This window comes from Amycolatopsis vastitatis (assembly GCF_002234595.1).
GTDB lineage: Bacteria > Actinomycetota > Actinomycetes > Mycobacteriales > Pseudonocardiaceae > Amycolatopsis > Amycolatopsis vastitatis.
This window is the reverse complement of record NZ_NMUL01000026.1, coordinates 22362-38859: the sequence shown is the minus strand read 5'-3', so window position 1 is coordinate 38859 and position 16498 is coordinate 22362. Positions and strand designations below refer to the sequence as shown.

Genomic DNA, 16498 nt, shown 5'->3' with positions numbered 1-16498 from the left:
ATGCTCACCACGCTGGCCGTCGAGAACTACCGTTCGCTGCGTGATCTGGTGATCCCGCTGTCGGGCCTGACCGTCGTCGCCGGACCGAACGGCAGCGGCAAGTCCAGCCTGTACCGGGCGCTGCGGCTGCTGGCGGACGCGTCGCGCAACGGCGCCGTGGCAGCACTGGCCCGTGAGGGCGGCCTGCCGTCGACGCTGTGGGCAGGGCCGGAGAACGGCGTGCGACGCGGGACTTCGCGCGTTCAGGGCAAGGTGCACACGAAGGCCGTCGGGCTGCGGCTCGGGTTCGCCGGCGACGAGTTCGGCTACGCGCTCGACCTGGGGTTGCCGGTGCCCGGCAAGACGACGATGTTCAACCTCGACCCGGAGTTCAAGCGGGAAGCGGTGTGGTCGGGGCCGTACCTGCGGCCGGCGGCGTTGCTCGCGGACCGGGCGGGCCCGTCGGTGCGCACGCGCGTTTCTTCCGGGTCGTGGGGTGACGACCGGTTCAAGATCCGGCTGACCGACAGCATGCTGAGCGAGTTCGCGGACCCGAGGGCGTGCCCGGAGCTGCTGGTGCTGCGGGAGCGCATCCGGTCGTGGCGTTTCTACGACCACTTCCGCACGGACGCGGACGCCCCGGCGCGCCAGTCCCGCATCGGCACCCGCACGCCGGTGCTCGCCCACGACGGCGCCGACCTCGCGGCGGCCCTGCAGACGATCATCGAGGTGGGCCACGCCGAGGACCTCGCCGAAGTGCTCGACGCGGCCTTCCCCGGCTCGACCTTGGAGGTGCACTCCCAGGACGGCCTGCTCTCGGTCCAGCTGCGCCAGCACGGGTTGCTGCGCCCGTTGTCGGCGGCGGAGCTGTCCGACGGAACACTCCGGTTCCTGCTGTGGGTGGCCGCCCTGCTGACCCCGCGCCCGCCGGAACTGCTGGTGCTGAACGAGCCGGAGACGAGCCTCCACCCGGACCTCCTGCCGGCCTTGGCGATCTTGATCGCGACGGCGGCGAAGGAGACCCAGCTGGTGGTGGTGTCCCACGCCCAGTCCCTGATCCGCGCGCTGGCGGAGGTGGCCGACGTGGGCACGGTGGAGCTGGAGAAGGAGTACGGCGAGACGAAGGTGGCCGGCCAGGGCCGCCTCGACCGGCCTTCGTGGCACTGGCCGTCCCGCTGACCAAACGCCCCAATGTGGCGTTGGTTGCGTCCAACGCACCGAACGCCACATTGGGTGCGTCAGACGCACCGAACGCCACATTGGGGCGTTCGGGTGTCAGCGGCCGCGGGTGCTTTCGCGGATCTCCAGGGCGAACGGGGTCTGGATGTCCTGCGGCGGGGACGTCGTGTCGCCGGTGATCCGCCGGTGCACGAGGTCGACCGCCGCCTCCGCGAGCGCCGTCTTGTCCGGGGCGATCGTCGTCAGCGACGGCAGGGAGAATGCGCTCTCTTCGTTGTTGTCGAACCCCACGATGGCGACGTCGTCCGGGACTCGCAAGCCCAGCTCGGCCACCGCCCGCAACGCGCCGACGGCCAGGAGGTCGTTGAAGCAGAACACCGCGTCGGGCGGGGAATCCAGGGCCAGCAACGACTTCATCGCCGCCGCCCCCACCGAGCGGTGCCACTTCTCCGCCGGGGCCACCAAAGCGTCCGAATAGGACAAACCCGCCTCCGACAGCGCCGACCGGTACCCGGCCAGCCGCTGGGACGACGTCCCGCGCGCCGGGTTGCGGCCGATCGCCGCGATCCGCGTGCGTCCCAGCGAAGCCAGGTGGGACACCGCCGTCCGGGCCGCCAGGACGTTGTCGATCGCGACGTGGTCGATGGGCACGTCCACCGCGTGCTCGCCCAGCATGACCAGCGGGATCCCGCCCGGATCCGACGGGATGTCCGCCGCCTCCAGCGCCTCCGGGTGCACCAGGGCACCGTCGACCAGGTGGGGCCCGAGGGACGCCAGCGTCTCCCGCTCCCGCGACCGCGTCCCCTGTGTCTGTTCGATCAGGACGCTCCACCCGCGCTTCTGCGCCGCCGTGATGACCAGCCCCGCCAGCTCGCCGAAGTACGGGATCGACAGCTCCGGCACCATCAGCGCCAGGAACCCGGTGCGGCCGCGGCGGAGGTTGCGGGCGCCGACGTTCGGCCGGTACCCGGTCGCCGCCAGGGCTTCCTCGACGCGCCGGCGGTTTTCCGGCTTGACGAAGGCGTAGCCGTTCACGACGTTCGACACGGTCTTCACCGACACTCCGGCAAGCGTGGCGACGTCCTTGAGCGTCACGGTCACGGGCGGGTCCCTTCAGAGAGTGAGCACGAAGTGTAGCGAGCGGCTGCCGGTTTACAACGTTGTTCCAACGATGTAAAAAGTACCTCAAGGCTCCCGGGGTGGCGTGAATCACTCCGGCGAGCGGGCCATCAACGAAGCTTGCCCGAGGAGTCGCCGTGCTCTTGTCCTCCCGTCCCCGGCTGGTCCTGGCCACCGCAGCCACCGCGGCCGCCGCCGCACTGACCCTCACCTCCTGCACCAGCAGGGAAGAAACCCCGGCCGCGCCGTCCAATGGCGGCGGGCCGGCCGCGAGTGCCCAGTCCGCCGCGCCGTCCGCGGACGGCTGCACGCTCACCAAGACCGGGTACCCCAAGGTCGACCTGAAGACCGCGGTGGTCGGTTTCTCCCAGTCCGAAAAGGAGGCCAACCCGTTCCGGATCGCCGAGACGCAGTCCATCCGGGACGAAGCCGCCAAGCTCGGCATCGCGAGCGACAAGCTGCTCGTGACCAACGCCCAGAGCGACCTCAACCGCCAGATCAGCGACATCAAGTCGCTGCTCGACCGCGGCGCCCAGCTGCTCGTCGTCGCGCCGCTCAACTCCGACGGCCTCCAGCCCGCGCTCGACGCGGCGAAGGCCAAGAAGGTCCCGGTCGTCACCATCGACCGCAAGGTGACGTCTCAGCCGTGCAGCGACTACCTGACCTTCATCGGCTCGAACTTCGTCGAGCAGGGCAAACGCGCGGCGCAGGCCATGGCGAAGGCGACCGGCGGCACCGGCAAGGTCGTCATCCTGCTCGGCTCGTCCGGCAACAACGTGACCACCGACCGCACCCAGGGCTTCAAGGACGAGCTCGCCAAGACGCCCGGCCTGTCCGTGGTCGCCGAGCAGACCGGCGAGTTCGACCGCTCCAAGGGCCAGTCCGTGATGGAGCAGCTCGTCCAGAGCCACCCGGACATCACCGCCGTCTACGCCGAGAACGACGAGATGGGCGTCGGCGCGGTCAACGCGCTGAAGACCGCGGGCAAGTCGCCGGGCAAGGACGTCAAGATCGTCTCCATCGACGGCACCCGCAACGCCGTGCAGCTCATCGTCGACGGCAGCTACAACGCCGTGATCGAGTCGAACCCGCGCTTCGGCCCGCTGGCCTTCCAGACGCTGCAGAAGTTCGAGAACGGCGAGCCGATCCCGGCGAGCATCGTCATCACCGACGACCAGTACGACGAGACGAACGCGGCCCAGAAGGTCGGGAACTCCTACAAATGACGGCAGCCACCGAAGAGGACGTCGCCATGACGACCGCGCCGGTGCTCGAGGTGACCGGGGTGACCAAGCGGTTCCCCGGCACCCTCGCCCTCGACGACGTCAGTTTCGCGCTGGCGCCGGGCGAGGTGCACGCGCTGGTCGGCGAGAACGGCGCCGGCAAGTCCACGCTGATCAAGGTGCTCACCGGCGTCTACCAGCCCGACGAGGGCGAGGTGCGCCACCTCGGCGAGCCGGTGACGTTCAAGCGGCCGATCGACGCGCAGCGCGCCGGGATCTCCACGATCTACCAGGAGGTCAACCTCGTCCCGCTGATGAGCATCGCCGGCAACGTCTTCCTCGGCCGCGAGCCGCGCACCCGCACGGGGCTCGTGGACTGGTCGAAGATGTACGCCGACGCCCGCGAGCTGCTCAAGGGCTACGGCGTCGACAACGATGTCAGGCGGCCGCTGCACACGCTGGGTGTCGGCGCGCAGCAGATGGTCGCGCTCGCCCGCGCGGTCTCGACCGACGCGAAGGTCGTCATCATGGACGAGCCGACGTCGTCGCTCGAACCCCGCGAGGTCGAGACGCTGTTCGAGGTGCTGAACCGGCTGCACGCGGAAGGCATCGCGATCGTCTACGTCAGCCACCGGATGGACGAGCTGTACCGGGTCTGCGACAGCGTCACCGTGCTGCGCGACGGCCGGGTCGTCCACAGTGGACCTCTGAAGCCCTTGCCGCGCATCGAACTGGTGTCGCTGATGCTCGGCCGGGAGATCCGCCAGATCCGCGAAGAGGGCGTCACGGCGTTCGGCGAGGAGCACGACGTCGAGCGCGAGCCGCTGCTCAAGGCCGAAAACCTCAGCGGGATGCGGAAGCTGCACGACGTCTCGGTGAGCATCCGGCCCGGCGAGGTCGTCGGCCTGGCCGGCCTGCTCGGCTCGGGCCGCAGCGAGACGGCGCGGGCCATCGTCGGCGCCTTCCCCCTCGACGGCGGAACCGTGCTGCTGGCCGGGAAGCCGCTCAAGCGTGGCCGGATCAAGAACGCGATGCGCGCCGGGATCGCGTTGCTGGCCGAGGACCGCAAGACCGACGGCATCATCCCGAACCTGTCGGTCCGCGAGAACATCGTGCTGGCCGCGCTGACGGGGCTGTCGCCGTTCGGGCTGGTCAGCAAGGCCAAGCAGGACAGGATCGTGAAGATCTTCATGGACCGCCTGCGGATCAAGGCCGCGAGTCCCGAGCAGAAGGTGTCCGAACTGTCCGGCGGCAACCAGCAGAAGGTGCTGCTCGCCCGCTGGCTGGCCACCGGCCCGAAGATCCTGCTGCTCGACGAGCCGACGCGCGGCATCGACGTCGGGGCCAAGGCCGAGGTCCAGGCGCTGATCGACGAGCTCGCGCGGGAGGGGCTCGGCGTGCTGCTCATCTCGTCCGAACTGGAGGAACTGATCGACGGCTCCGACCGCGTGGTCGTGCTGCGCGACGGCTCGGTCGTCGGCGAATTGACCGGCGATCGGATCACCGAGGAAAACGTCCTGACGGCGATCGCGGAGGGCGACAACGATGGCTAACGCCACCCTCGACCGCGCGAAGGTGACCACCTGGCTGCAGGACTACGGCGTCTACCTGGCCGTCGTCGTCCTGCTGCTGTTCAACGTCGCGTTCACCGAGAACTTCCTGTCCGCCGCCAACTTCCGCACGCAGCTGGTGCAGGCGGCGCCGGTCTGCATCGTCGCGCTCGGCATGGCGCTGGTGATCGGCACCGAGGGCATCGACCTGTCGGTCGGCTCGGTGATGTCGATCGCCGCCGCGCTCATCCCGCTCTACCTCGGCGCGGGCTCGCTGACGGCGATCCTCGTCGCCGTCATCGCGGGGATCGTCTCCGGCCTGTTCAGCGGGTACCTCGTGGCCTACCTCGGGATCCAGCCGATCATCGCGACGCTCGCCCTGCTCGTCGGCGGCCGCGGGCTCGCCCTGGTCATCGCCCACGGCCAGCTGGTCCAGCTGCACAACCAGGACTTCCTGGCCCTAGGCACCGGCGACATCCTCGGCGTGCCGATCATGGTGATCGTCGCGGGCGTCCTGTCCGCACTGGCCGGGCTCGTCGTCCAGCGCACGACGTTCGGGCGGCACCTGGTCGCCGTCGGCGGCAACCGCGCGGCGAGCACCCTGGCCGGGCTGCCGGTGAAACGCGTGCTCGTCGGCGTCTACGTCATCTCCGGAGCGCTGGCCGCGGTGGCCGGCGTGCTGGCGACGTCGAGGCTGGGCGCCAGCGACCCGAACGACCTCGGGCTGCTCATGGAGTTGTCCGCGATCACCGCGGTCGTCGTCGGCGGCACACCGTTGACCGGCGGCCGGGTCCGCGTGCTCGGCACCGTGTTCGGCGCGCTGCTCATGCAGCTCGTGCACGCCACCCTGATCAAGCACAACCTGCCGGACTCGACCGCGCAGATGGTCCAGGCAGCCATCATCGTCGCCGCGGTCTACGTCGCTCGCGAACGGAGCAAGCGGTGACCACCACTCAGAACGCCGCGTTCGCCGGGGTCCTGCAACGGCAGGGCGCGGCCGTCGTCCTCGTGCTCGGCATCGCCGTCGCGTGGTTCGCCTTCCCGCGCTTCGGGTCCGCGGACAACCTGCGCGACCTGGCGCTGCAAAGTTCGTTCCTGGCGATCATCGCGCTCGGCATGACGTTCGTGATCATCTCCGGCGGCATCGACCTCTCGGTCGGCTCGAACTACGCGCTCGGCGGCGTCCTCGCCGCGTACGGCGCGCAGTACGGGCTGCTCGTCGCGATCCTCCTGCCACTGGCGGTGTGTTCGCTGATCGGGCTGGTCAACGGCCTGCTCATCGCGCGCACCGGGATGGCGCCGTTCATCGTCACCCTGGCCACCCTGCTGTTCGCCAGGGGACTCCTGCTCGCGCTGACGTCCGAAGGCGCGACGACGTACAAAGTGGACCCGGGCTCGGCGTTCCTCTGGCTCGGGCAGGGCACGATCTTCGGCATCGGCGTGCCGGTGTACCTGACGCTGGTCCTGTTCGCGCTCGGCGGGCTGCTCCTGCGCCGCACCCGGTTCGGCCAGTCCGTGTTCGCCATCGGCGGCGCCGAACAGTCCGCGCTGCTCATGGGACTCCCGGTGGCCCGCACGAAGATCACGCTGTACACGCTGAGCGGCGCCCTCGCCGGGTTCGCCGGCGTCCTCACCGCCGCGTACCTGCAGTCCGGCGTCACGGTGATCGGCGTCGGCACCGAGCTCGACGCGATCTCCGTCGTCGTCATCGGCGGCACGCTGCTCACCGGCGGCGCCGGGACGATCGCCGGCACGCTCGTCGGCGTTCTGCTGCGCACGCTGATCCAGAACGTCATCAACCAGATCGGCACCCTCGACTCCAACTACCAGACGGTGGTGAGCGGGGCCTTCCTGCTCGTCGTCGTGGTGATCCAGCGCCTGCTGGCGCGCTCCCGAACCCGCTGAACCAGGTCCCCTACCAGGAGGTTCGACGATGTTCCGCCCCGCCCGCCTCGCCGCCGCACTGGCGCTGGTCTTCACCGGCCTCGCGGTGCCCGCCGCGAACGCCGAGTCCCCACCGCAGTGGCAACGGCTCACCCCGCCGCTGTCCACGCCGTGGACCGGCGACGTCTCCCCCGCCAACGCCCTCCCGGACTACCCGAGACCGCAGCTGACCCGCGACAAGTGGCAGAACCTCAACGGCGTCTGGGAGTTCGCCTCCGCCAAGCCCGGCGAGGCGGCCCCGGTCGGACGTTCACTGGGAGAGCGCATCCTCGTGCCCTACCCGGTGGAGTCCGCGCTGTCCGGGATCATGCGCCACGAAACGCAGATGTGGTACCGCCGCACCTTCCAGCTGCCGCGTGACTGGCGCGGACAGCGGATCCTGCTGCACTTCCAGGCCGTCGACTACGACGCCACGATCATCGTCAACGGCAAGACCGTTTCGCGGCACACCGGCGGCTACGACAGTTTCTCCGTCGACGTCACGGACGCCTTGACCACCGCACGCGACCAGGAGCTGATCGTCGGCGTCGCCGACCCGAACGACCAGGGCGGGCAGCCGATCGGCAAGCAGCGCCAGCCCGGTGACGGCATCTTCTACACGCCGACGTCCGGCATCTGGCAGACCGTGTGGCTGGAACCGGTGGCCCCGGCGCACATCGACCGCCTGGACGTGACGCCCGACGTCGCGAGCGGGTCCGTCACGGTGAACGCCGTCGTCGGCGGGCCGGTGCGGCAGCGCGTCGAAGCCGTCGCCTACGACCACGGCCGCCCGGTCGGGCGCGTGAGCGGTGACGCGAACAAGCCGTTGAAGCTCAAGGTGGACCGGCCGCACCTGTGGTCGCCGGACGACCCGTTCCTCTACGACCTGCGCGTGCGACTGTCCACAGGGGACGAAGTCGGCTCGTACTTCGGCATCCGGTCGATCAGTGTCGGCAAGACCGCCGACGGCAAGCAGCGGATGCTGCTCAACGGCAAGTTCGTCATGCAGGTCGGCCCGCTCGACCAGGGCTTCTGGCCGGACGGCATCTACACCGCGCCGACCGACGCGGCCCTGAAGTTCGACCTCCAGCAGGAAAAGGCGCTCGGCTTCAACATGGTGCGCAAGCACATCAAGGTCGAGCCGGACCGCTGGTACTACTACGCCGACAAGCTCGGCCTGATGGTGTGGCAGGACATGCCGGCCATGAAGGACGACGTCGAGCCGTCCGCGGCTTCGCGCGTCAACTTCGAGTCCGAAATGCACCGGATGATCGACCAGCACCGCAGCTTCCCCTCGATCGTCACGTGGGTGCCGTTCAACGAGGGCTGGGGCGACTACGAGGTGGGCCGGATCGCCGACCAGGTCAAGGCCTGGGACCCGACGCGGCTGGTGAACGCCGAGTCCGGCGTCAACTGCTGCCGCTCCGAACCGGACAGCGGCCGCGGCGACATCTACGACGACCACTCCTACACCGGGCCGGGAACGCCGGTGCAGACCGGCACGCGCGCGGCGGTCGACGGCGAGTACGGCGGCCTCGGCCTCAAGGTGGACGGCCACCAGTTCGACCCGGCGGGCAGCTTCGCCTACGAGATGGAACCCGACAGCGCGACGCTGACCCGGCGCTACGCCGAACTCCAGCAGCGCCTGCTGCTCGTCGCCCAGCGGTGCGGCGTTTCGGCCGGCGTCTACACGCAGACCACCGACGTCGAGAAGGAGGTCAACGGCTTCTTCACCTACGACCGGCAGGTGAAGAAGATGGACTTCGCGGCGGTCCGCGCGGCGAACCTCGCGGTGATCAAGGGCGCCACCGGCACCCCGGTGTCCGGGCCTTCGGTTCCGGCGGGCACGCCGGGGATCGACGGCATCGCCGCGTACCCGTTCGACGAGAACGTGGGCACGGTGGCGAAGGACGTCGTCGGCAGCCACGACGCGACGCTCGTCGGCGGCGCGTCCTGGACGGCCGGGAAGAGCGGTTCGGCGCTGGCGGTGAACGGCTCTGGCCAGTACGCCGACACCGGTGCCGCCCTGCTCAACACCGAAGGCAGCTACAGCGCGGCGGCGTGGGTTCGCTTCAACGCCGTGGGTGACGGCTTCCAGACCGTGGTGAGCCAGGACGGCGACAGCAACAGCGCGTTCTTCCTGCAGTACTCGGGCGCGGACCACCGGCTGGCGTTCAGCTTCGTGGGCACGCGGGCCCTGGCGTCTGCCGCGCCGGAGCCGAACCGCTGGTACCACCTCGTCGGCGTCCGCGACGCGGCGTCGGGCACACTCAAGCTGTACGTCGACGGTCAGCTGGCCGCGACGAAGAGCGTCTGCCTCGGCGAGGCGTCCACAGGGCACACGGTGATCGGCCGCGGCAAGTACGGCGGCGGCCCGGTCGACTACCTGAACGGCGCGGTCGACCAGGTGCACGTCTACGACCGGGCACTGTCCGATTCGGACGTGAATGCCCTGTTCACCAGCGGGAAGTAGCCGAGGCAACCGGTAACGCCCCCTGTGCGTGTGCGATAGCGGTATGGCCGTACTCCGCGGCCATCGGGTGCACACGCACAGGGGGTGAGCCGTTTTGGGCTCCGGAAGATCGATCCTGCCCGCGAGAGCGGGCGTCCTCACACTCGTCACGGCCGTGGTCGCCGCCGGCACCGCGGTCCTCACCGCGGCCCCGGCCGCGGCGGAATCGAGCACCGAGATCGCGGCCTCGTCGTGGGCCTACATCGACTCGGCCGCGCCGAAGGCGAGCTTCGTCGACCAGGCCGGGACCGCGCCCGTCGGGGCGCACACCTACGCCGGCGGCACGAACCACGTGTCCAAGTCCTACCTCACCTTCGACATTTCGGCGTTGCGCGGCAACCACCTCCTGTCGGCGGCCGTGAGCACCGGCGAAACCGCCGTCACCGACTGCGCCAACGCGCGCTCGACGGAGCTGTGGCTGACCGCCCCGGCGAAGAAGCCGACGTGGAACACCCAGCCGGCCGAGCTGCTCAAGGTCAACGGCCCGTTCCTCGACTGGTCGTGCCCGTCGGACAAGCTGACCTGGACGGCGACCGCGGCGATCCAGAACGCGCTCGACGCGGGGCGCACGACGGCGACCTTCGTCCTGCGGCTGCCGGAAAGCCAGCTGAACGACCCGAAGTTCGGCCGTGAGTACGACCCGAAGGCCACGCTGTTCTTCCGCTACGACCGGCCGCCCGCCAAGCCGACCGGCTTGAGCGTCACGTACCGGGCGTGCACGGCGAAACCGCTCGTCGTCTCCCGCCAGGTGGTGCTGGCCGCCTCCCTGACCGACCCCGACGACTCCTACCCCGGTGCGGAGTTCGCCCTCTGGCCCGCCGACCACCCGGACCAGCGCACGACCGTCGCCGGCAGCGGTGGCGCGTCGGCCGAGGTGACCTCGCTCGTCAGCGAAGGCGTCACCTATGCGTGGCAGGTGCGCGGGAAGGACGACAACGGCCTCACCGGGCCGTGGAGCGCGACCTGCAAGTTCACCACCGACTTCACCCCACCCGCGGCGGCGCCGGTCATCACGTCGCCCGACTACGCCGCCGAAGCGCCACCCGGGTCCGGCGGCACCGGCGTCCCGGGGACGTTCGTCTTCGACGCCAAGGGCGACACCGACGTCGTCGGCTTCAAGTGGGACGGCGGCTACGCGGCGGCCGACCACCGCGGCGGCAAGGCGACCGTGCGCTACGCCCCGCAAGCCAGCGGGCCGGTGAGCATCAGCGCGGCGTCCGTCGACGCGGCGGGCAACCAGTCCCCGACCGCCTACTACCGGTACTGGGTCGCGGACAACCAGCCCGTGGTGAACTGCACGCCGTTCGACGCCTACGTCGGCACGGAACGCACGTGCGTGTTCGAGCCGGGCAGCACCACCCCCGTCACCGCGTACGTCTACCACCTGACCAACCAGGACGACGAAACCGTGCCGGCCGGGCCGGACGGCAAGGCGACCGTGACGGTCACGCCCACCGACCCGGACATGTACACGATCCAGGTCTCCGTCCGGTCCCGGCTCGCGACGGGCTACCTGACCGCGGCGACCGACGGCCAGCTGCTGACCGAAGCGGGCGAGCCCGAGGTCGAAACGCTCACCACGAACCCGGTCCAGGGGTTGCCGGTGCAGTTCCGGGTGCACGCCACGCTGCCCGGCTCGGTCTCGGCCACCTACCACCTCGAATCGGGCGCACCGATCACCGTGCCGCTCGACGCGGACGGCACCGCGACCATCACGGTCACGCCGGTCACGTCGTCCTGGAACACGCTGTACGTGTACACGAGCCTCGGCACGGGCGTCCGTTCCGGCTGGGGCCAGGGCAGCGTCATGGTCGCGTCGAACGCACCGGACGTGACGAGCGCGGAGTACCCGGCCGGCCAGACCAGTGGTGCGGTGGGCGTGCCCGGCACGTTCGTGTTCTCCTCACCCGTGCCGGGCGCGGTCGGCTACACCTACCAGTTCGGCGGCGGGCCGCAGAACACCGTCGCCGCGGGACCGGACGGCACCGCGAGCGTGGTCCTCACCCCGACGCAGAGCTACATCAACAGCATCTGGGTGACCACGACGTTCGCCGACGGCACGGTTTCCGAGCGGGGTGGCTACACGTTCTACGTCGCCTACTCGTCGCCGCACTTGTCGTGTGACGCCACCGGGTGGGCGGTCGCACCGGGGCAGCACATCCAGTGCACCCTGACGCCGGTCCAGGCGAACCTGGCCGCCTACGGCTACCAGGTGGACTCCGGCCCGGAGATCACCCTGGCGCCCGGGGCCGACGGCACGGCGACGTTCGGCTTCGACGTGCCCGCCGACCAGCGGAGCGGCTCGTACGTCCAGCTGAGGGCGTGGAGCACGAACACCGCCGGCACCAAGTCGGACGAGTCGGGCACCAGCTTCTTCGTCTACGTGAACACGGGTGCGTCGGCCCGGGGCACCACGACGGCGGTCTGACACCGTGACGGCCACCCGCTGTGGTGGCCGTCACGCTGGACCTGGAGCACGCTCCAGCCCCTAGCGTCGGTTCCGGCACCGAAACACTGGGGAAAGGAACCGAGATGACCGACGAGCGCTTCGAGCGTGGCCTGAAGACCCTGACCGAGATCGACGGCGAGGGCGGGCAGCGCGTTCTCGACAGCCTCGCCGACGTCTCTCCCGCGCTGGCCGAAGCCGTGGTGTCGTGGGGATTCGGCGAGATCTACGCCCGCCCCGGCCTGGCGCCGCGCGAGCGCCAGCTCGTCACGCTCGGCATGCTCACCGCGCTAGGCGGGTGCGAGCCGCAGCTGGAGGTGCACGTCAACGCGTCGCTCAACGTCGGGCTCACCCCGGCCGAGATCGTCGAGGCGCTGCTGCACTCGGCTGTCTACTGTGGATTCCCGAAGGCGCTCAACGCGACCTTCACGGCCAAGAAGGTCTTCGCCGAGCGCGGGCTGCTGCCGGTGACCGCGGACTGAGGTCACCGGCCGCGGGCGACGAGACCGGCCAGCAGGTTCGTGAGCGTCTCGCCGAGCCCGGCCGCGAACACCGGTGGCTCGCCCAGCTCGGCGGCCGCGGCCGCGACGGCCGCCGTCGGGTTGGCGTGGGGCCACGACCCGGACACCAGCACCAGGACACCGCGGGCGAAGTGGCGGGCCCCCTCGGCCGGCAGCTCCGGTATCCGGTCGTGGACCAGGGTGCCGAGCCGCTCGGTGTTCGCGGCCGCGCGGCGTTTGAAGCCGCGGGCGAAGTCCACCGGGATGTTGCGTTCCAGCACCGGCGCCGTCGAGCTGATCAGCTCGCACAGCAACGGCCGCTCGGCGAGCGTCCGCGCGATCATCCCGGCGACGCGTTCTTCCCGCGCGAAGCCGGGTTCCGGCGGGCCGGGCTCGTCGAGCGCCTTCTCGAGGTCGTCGAGCCACGCCGTCCACACGTCGTCGAGGACCTCGAGGAAGATCGCCTCGCGGCTGTCGAAGTACCGGAGCACATTGGACTTCGCGAGCCCGACCCGGCAGCTGAGCTCACGCAGGCTGATGTCGGCGACCGGCCGCCGGTCGAGCAGCTCCCGCGCGGCCGCGAGGATCGCGGCGCGGCGGGCCTCGACCTGCTCGGGCCGGCGGGCACGCTGGAATCCGGCGCTCATGGCGCCGACGTTACCGGTCAGTCGGAGGCCGCGGCCTTCGTTCCGGACTTCCGGCGCGACTTGACGCGGTGGTAGCTCCAGCCCAGCAGCGCGAACAGGATCACCGACGACAGGATCAGGCTCGACCCGGTGCTCCAGCCGCTGAACGGCAGCGACTTCACGGTGGCCCAGACGATCCCCGCCGCCAGCAGCGCCAGCCCGGCCAGCACCGAACCGGCGATCCGCAGCGGCGAGGACACGCTGTCCTCGGCCGCCTTCATCGCCCGGTCGCGCACCGGGTCGACGTACCGCTCGAGCGCCGGGAACTCCGACGCCAGCAGCAGCAACCCGGCCAGCACCAGCAGCAGCCCCGGCCCGGGCAGCACGAGCAGCAGCACGCCGACCACCAGCAGGACGGCACCGGCCACCACGACCAGGATCCGCTTCATCCGCTTTCCGAGCCCCACGCGACCACTCCTGTCGTTTCGACCGATTCTTCCCGTCGCGGCCGCTGTCTGCCACTCACAAGGGCCGATACCCGCGTCACGACCACCACTAACGCGCAGAGCGTCATCGAACCGAGCCAGATCACCAGACCCGGCCAGACGTAGAGGATCTGCCCGAAGGTGCCCTGGCGGCCGGCGAACACGACGCTCATCAGCTCCGGCAGCAGCACGAGGGCCAGCCCGGGCAGCAGGTACGGCAGCAACCGCAGTCCCGTCCGCCACGGGTTCGTCCGGCGGGCCGCCCACCGTCGCGCGTGGACGACGCCGAGCGCGGCGAGCAGCACCGACAGCAGGATCAGCCCGCCGAGGACGCGGTCCGCGACGACCCCGGCGGGCAGCGCGGGCTCCGGCGAGCCGCCCGCCAGCAGCGTGGCCAGCCCCCGCGCCAGCGTTTCGGCGTCGTTGTCCAGCGCCATGCCGGTGGTGGCGAGCACGGCGACGCCGTAGCCGCCCGGCAGCAGGATCTGCGCGCCGGTGTGGCTGAACCACTCGCCGGTGTGCGACAGCCGCCCGGTGCTTTCGGCGCGCCAGCCCAGCGCGTAGTCACGACCGGGTGCCGGGGTGTGCGCGAGCGCGACCGAGGACGGCGACAGGACGCCCCCGCCGTCGCGCTGCGCGATCAGCCATCGCGCCAGGTCCCCCGCGGTGCTCTGCACGCCGTGGCTGCCGCCGGTGAACCAGTCCGCTTCGGGCACCGGGACCTCGAACCCGAACGCCCGCACGTACCCCGGCGAGAGGTCCGCGGGCGGCTCGTCGACCTCGGTGCTCGACGTCATCCCGAGCGGCCCGAACAGCCGTGTCCGCAGGTACTCCGCGAACGGCTGCCCGGCCACCGCCTCGACGATCCGGGCGGCCACCTCGTAGTTCGGGTTGTGGTAGTGGAACTTCGTGCCCGGCTCGTCGGCGAGCCGCGCGTCGCGCAGGCGGGTGACGGCCTCGGCGAGGGTGTGCGGCTGCGGGAGCTTCAGGTCGGGGAACGCGGAGTCGGCCATCCCGGACGTCTGGTCCAGCAGCATCCGGACGGTGATCCGGGCACCCCGCGGATCGGCGAGCCGGAACTCCGGCAGGTACCGCGTCACCGGCTCGTCGAGCCCGAGCCGGCCGGCCTCGGCGAGCTGCAGCACCGCGAAGGCCGTCATGGACTTGCTCAGCGACGCGATCGGCAGCCGGGTCGACGCGGCGATCGGCGTGCCGGCCGCGTCGTGGCCGTAGCCGGCGACGCGGACGACGTCGGCGCCGTGCGTGACGGCGACGGCCGCCCCGGGCAGCCCGGTGTGGTCGAGGTAGGCGCGGACATAGCCGTCGACGTCCGGGGCGGGTTCCGCCGCGGCGGCGGGGGACGCGGTGCCGAGCAGCAGGGCCGCGAGCACGAGGAAAAGCCTGGTCATGGGGCAAACCTAGGCAGTGCGCCCGGCCGCTGTCGGCTGCCGGACGACGTCCGCCACCCCCTACTTTCGGCACCTTTCTTGACAGCCCGCGTATAGTCAACACATCGGTTGATAAACGGATTGGTTGATAAAGATGGCGGTTGACGAGGAGGCGCTGGACCGGGCGTTCACCGCGCTCGGCGACCCGGTGCGCCGGGCGATCGTCGCGCGGCTGTCCCGGGGCGAGGCGACGGTCAACGAGCTGGCCGAGCCCTTCGCGATCACGAAGCAGGCGATCTCCCGGCACATCCAGGTGCTGGAGCAGGCGGGGCTCATCACCCGCAGCCGCGACGGCCAGCGGCGGCCCTGTCACCTCGTGCCGTCCGCCCTCGAAGCCCTGACCGGCTGGATCGACACGTACCGGCTGGCCACCGAACGCAGCTACCGGCGGCTCGACGCCGTCCTGGACACCCTGGAGGAGTCATGAGCACCACGATCACCGCCCGGCCCGGCACGCCGTTCATCGAGATCAGCCGCGAGTTCGCGGCCCCGCCGTCGGCGGTCTTCCGCGCGCACACCGACCCGGACCTGATCGTCCGCTGGCTCGGCCCGCACGGCATGGAGATGGAGCTCGTCGAGTTCGACGCCCGCACCGGCGGCGGCTACGACTACATCCACCGCGACTCGCGCGGCGAGTACCGCTTCCGCGGCGTCTACCACACGGTCGGCGAAGACCGGATCATCCAGACGTTCGAGTACCTCGGTGCGCCAGGCGAGGTCTGCCTCGAGTCGATGACGTTCACCGACACGGGCGGCGGCACCCGCCTGGAGGGCCACTCGGTGTTCCCGTCCGTCGAAGCCCGCGACGCGGCGATCGAGAGCGGCATGAACGCCGGCATCACGCAGTCGCACGAGCGGCTCGACGCGGTCCTCGGGGAGCGCTGACATGACGGTCGTCGCGAGTTTCTGCATGTCGCTCGACGGGTTCGTGGCACGGCCCGACGACAGCGTCGGGCCGCTCTTCGACTGGTACCAAAGCGGTGACGTCGAGGTAGCGATGATCGGCTACCCGATCAAGTTCCATGTCAGCCCGGCCAGTGCTGCGTACTTGCGCACTTTTCTGGAATCGATGCGCGGCAGTGCTTTCGTGTGCGGGCGCCGGGTTTTCGAGTACACCCATGGGTGGGGCGGGAACCCGCCCGGTGGCGGGCGTGCCTTCGTCGTCACGCACCGGCCGCCGCCTTCCTGGTCGTCCGAGAATCTTGCGCCTTTCAGTTTTGTTTCCGACGTCGCCAGTGCCATCGAGCAGGCCAAGGCTGCCGGGGATGGGACCGTGGGGGTTTCCGGGCCCAGTATTGCTCAGCAGTGCCTTGCTCTGGGGCTTCTCGATGAGGTTCGGGTCGATCTTGTTCCCGTTTTTCTCGGGGATGGGGTTCGGTACTTTTCGGGTCTTGACTCTCGTCTTGGGTTGCTTGAGCGGGTTGACGTTGTTGCCGGGGATGGTGTCACTCATCTTCGGTATCGGGTTCGTTGATCGTGGCCGGGTTTCAAGCACGGCTTCGCCGTGG

The 16498-nt window shown here is 70.4% G+C and carries 15 protein-coding genes; 11 read left to right on the top strand and 4 right to left on the bottom strand.

Annotated elements, in window-relative coordinates:
* Window positions 1-1158, top strand: a complete 1158-nt coding sequence (locus CF165_RS25385) for an AAA family ATPase (RefSeq protein ID WP_093950073.1) — start codon at window positions 1-3, stop codon at window positions 1156-1158.
* A gap of 96 nt (window positions 1159-1254) precedes the next feature.
* On the opposite strand, the gene CF165_RS25380 is transcribed toward CF165_RS25385, so the two are convergent.
* Window positions 1255-2259 carry a LacI family DNA-binding transcriptional regulator gene (locus CF165_RS25380; protein ID WP_093950072.1) on the bottom strand — a complete coding sequence of 335 codons (1005 nt, stop codon included), beginning with the start codon at window positions 2257-2259 and terminating at the stop codon, window positions 1255-1257.
* Window positions 2260-2414: 155 nt separating this feature from the next.
* Between CF165_RS25380 and CF165_RS25375 the strand changes: the two genes are divergently transcribed.
* The 7 genes from CF165_RS25375 (at window position 2415) to CF165_RS25345 (ending at window position 12413) form a co-directional block, all read left to right on the top strand.
* Window positions 2415-3503 carry an ABC transporter substrate-binding protein gene (locus CF165_RS25375; RefSeq protein ID WP_093950071.1) on the top strand — a complete coding sequence of 363 codons (1089 nt, stop codon included), beginning with the start codon at window positions 2415-2417 and terminating at the stop codon, window positions 3501-3503.
* Window positions 3500-5053 carry a sugar ABC transporter ATP-binding protein gene (locus tag CF165_RS25370; protein WP_093950070.1) on the top strand — a complete coding sequence of 518 codons (1554 nt, stop codon included), beginning with the start codon at window positions 3500-3502 and terminating at the stop codon, window positions 5051-5053. The genes CF165_RS25375 and CF165_RS25370 overlap by 4 nt, the downstream gene beginning before the upstream one ends.
* Window positions 5046-5996 (top strand): ABC transporter permease, encoded by a 951-nt coding sequence (locus CF165_RS25365; protein ID WP_093950069.1) that lies wholly within the window; start codon window positions 5046-5048, stop codon window positions 5994-5996. Before CF165_RS25370 ends, CF165_RS25365 begins: the two co-directional genes overlap by 8 nt.
* Window positions 5993-6955: an ABC transporter permease gene (locus CF165_RS25360; protein WP_093950068.1), complete on the top strand. Its 963-nt coding sequence runs from the start codon at window positions 5993-5995 to the stop codon at window positions 6953-6955. The genes CF165_RS25365 and CF165_RS25360 overlap by 4 nt, the downstream gene beginning before the upstream one ends.
* 28 nt (window positions 6956-6983) lie before the next feature.
* A complete protein-coding gene (locus tag CF165_RS25355) occupies window positions 6984-9446 on the top strand; it encodes a LamG-like jellyroll fold domain-containing protein (protein WP_093950067.1) in 2463 nt (820 codons plus the stop codon).
* Between the two features lie 94 nt (window positions 9447-9540).
* Window positions 9541-11913: a hypothetical protein gene (locus CF165_RS25350; protein ID WP_093950066.1), complete on the top strand. Its 2373-nt coding sequence runs from the start codon at window positions 9541-9543 to the stop codon at window positions 11911-11913.
* 104 nt (window positions 11914-12017) lie between these two features.
* Window positions 12018-12413 carry a carboxymuconolactone decarboxylase family protein gene (locus CF165_RS25345; protein ID WP_093950065.1) on the top strand — a complete coding sequence of 132 codons (396 nt, stop codon included), beginning with the start codon at window positions 12018-12020 and terminating at the stop codon, window positions 12411-12413.
* A gap of 2 nt (window positions 12414-12415) precedes the next feature.
* Here CF165_RS25345 and CF165_RS25340 read toward each other — a convergent pair whose 3' ends face one another.
* The 3 genes from CF165_RS25340 to CF165_RS25330 are packed head-to-tail and all read right to left on the bottom strand — an operon-like array spanning window position 12416 to window position 14951.
* Entirely contained in the window at window positions 12416-13078 is a 663-nt protein-coding gene (locus CF165_RS25340) for a TetR family transcriptional regulator (protein ID WP_093950064.1), read from the bottom strand.
* 17 nt (window positions 13079-13095) lie between these two features.
* On the bottom strand, window positions 13096-13524 hold the full coding sequence (locus CF165_RS25335; protein WP_093950063.1) for a PGPGW domain-containing protein: 429 nt from the start codon (window positions 13522-13524) through the stop codon (window positions 13096-13098).
* The gene (locus CF165_RS25330) at window positions 13503-14951 is read right to left on the bottom strand and encodes a serine hydrolase domain-containing protein (protein ID WP_240521776.1); all 1449 of its coding nucleotides are present in this window, start codon (window positions 14949-14951) and stop codon (window positions 13503-13505) included. The genes CF165_RS25335 and CF165_RS25330 overlap by 22 nt, the downstream gene beginning before the upstream one ends.
* Before the next feature lie 133 nt (window positions 14952-15084).
* Between CF165_RS25330 and CF165_RS25325 the strand changes: the two genes are divergently transcribed.
* The 3 genes from CF165_RS25325 to CF165_RS25315 are packed head-to-tail and all read left to right on the top strand — an operon-like array spanning window position 15085 to window position 16464.
* Entirely contained in the window at window positions 15085-15417 is a 333-nt protein-coding gene (locus CF165_RS25325; protein WP_093950062.1) for an ArsR/SmtB family transcription factor, read from the top strand.
* On the top strand, window positions 15414-15875 hold the full coding sequence (locus CF165_RS25320; protein ID WP_093950061.1) for an SRPBCC family protein: 462 nt from the start codon (window positions 15414-15416) through the stop codon (window positions 15873-15875). Before CF165_RS25325 ends, CF165_RS25320 begins: the two co-directional genes overlap by 4 nt.
* A 1-nt stretch (window position 15876) precedes the next feature.
* Window positions 15877-16464, top strand: a complete 588-nt coding sequence (locus tag CF165_RS25315; RefSeq protein WP_093950060.1) for a dihydrofolate reductase family protein — start codon at window positions 15877-15879, stop codon at window positions 16462-16464.
* The last annotated feature ends 34 nt before the right edge of the window (window positions 16465-16498 follow it).

What these genes read in the sequence shown, in the direction of transcription:
- CF165_RS25355 (WP_093950067.1), top strand. Translation starts at nt 6,984, where the DNA reads ATGTTCCGCCCCGCCCGCCTCGCCGCCGCACTGGCGCTGGTCTTCACC.
- CF165_RS25365 (WP_093950069.1), top strand. Translation starts at nt 5,046, where the DNA reads ATGGCTAACGCCACCCTCGACCGCGCGAAGGTGACCACCTGGCTGCAG.
- CF165_RS25385 (WP_093950073.1), top strand. Translation starts at nt 1, where the DNA reads ATGCTCACCACGCTGGCCGTCGAGAACTACCGTTCGCTGCGTGATCTG.
- CF165_RS25330 (WP_240521776.1), bottom strand. Translation starts at nt 14,951, where the DNA reads ATGACCAGGCTTTTCCTCGTGCTCGCGGCCCTGCTGCTCGGCACCGCG.
- CF165_RS25325 (WP_093950062.1), top strand. Translation starts at nt 15,085, where the DNA reads ATGGCGGTTGACGAGGAGGCGCTGGACCGGGCGTTCACCGCGCTCGGC.
- CF165_RS25340 (WP_093950064.1), bottom strand. Translation starts at nt 13,078, where the DNA reads ATGAGCGCCGGATTCCAGCGTGCCCGCCGGCCCGAGCAGGTCGAGGCC.
- CF165_RS25320 (WP_093950061.1), top strand. Translation starts at nt 15,414, where the DNA reads ATGAGCACCACGATCACCGCCCGGCCCGGCACGCCGTTCATCGAGATC.
- CF165_RS25315 (WP_093950060.1), top strand. Translation starts at nt 15,877, where the DNA reads ATGACGGTCGTCGCGAGTTTCTGCATGTCGCTCGACGGGTTCGTGGCA.
- CF165_RS25345 (WP_093950065.1), top strand. Translation starts at nt 12,018, where the DNA reads ATGACCGACGAGCGCTTCGAGCGTGGCCTGAAGACCCTGACCGAGATC.
- CF165_RS25370 (WP_093950070.1), top strand. Translation starts at nt 3,500, where the DNA reads ATGACGGCAGCCACCGAAGAGGACGTCGCCATGACGACCGCGCCGGTG.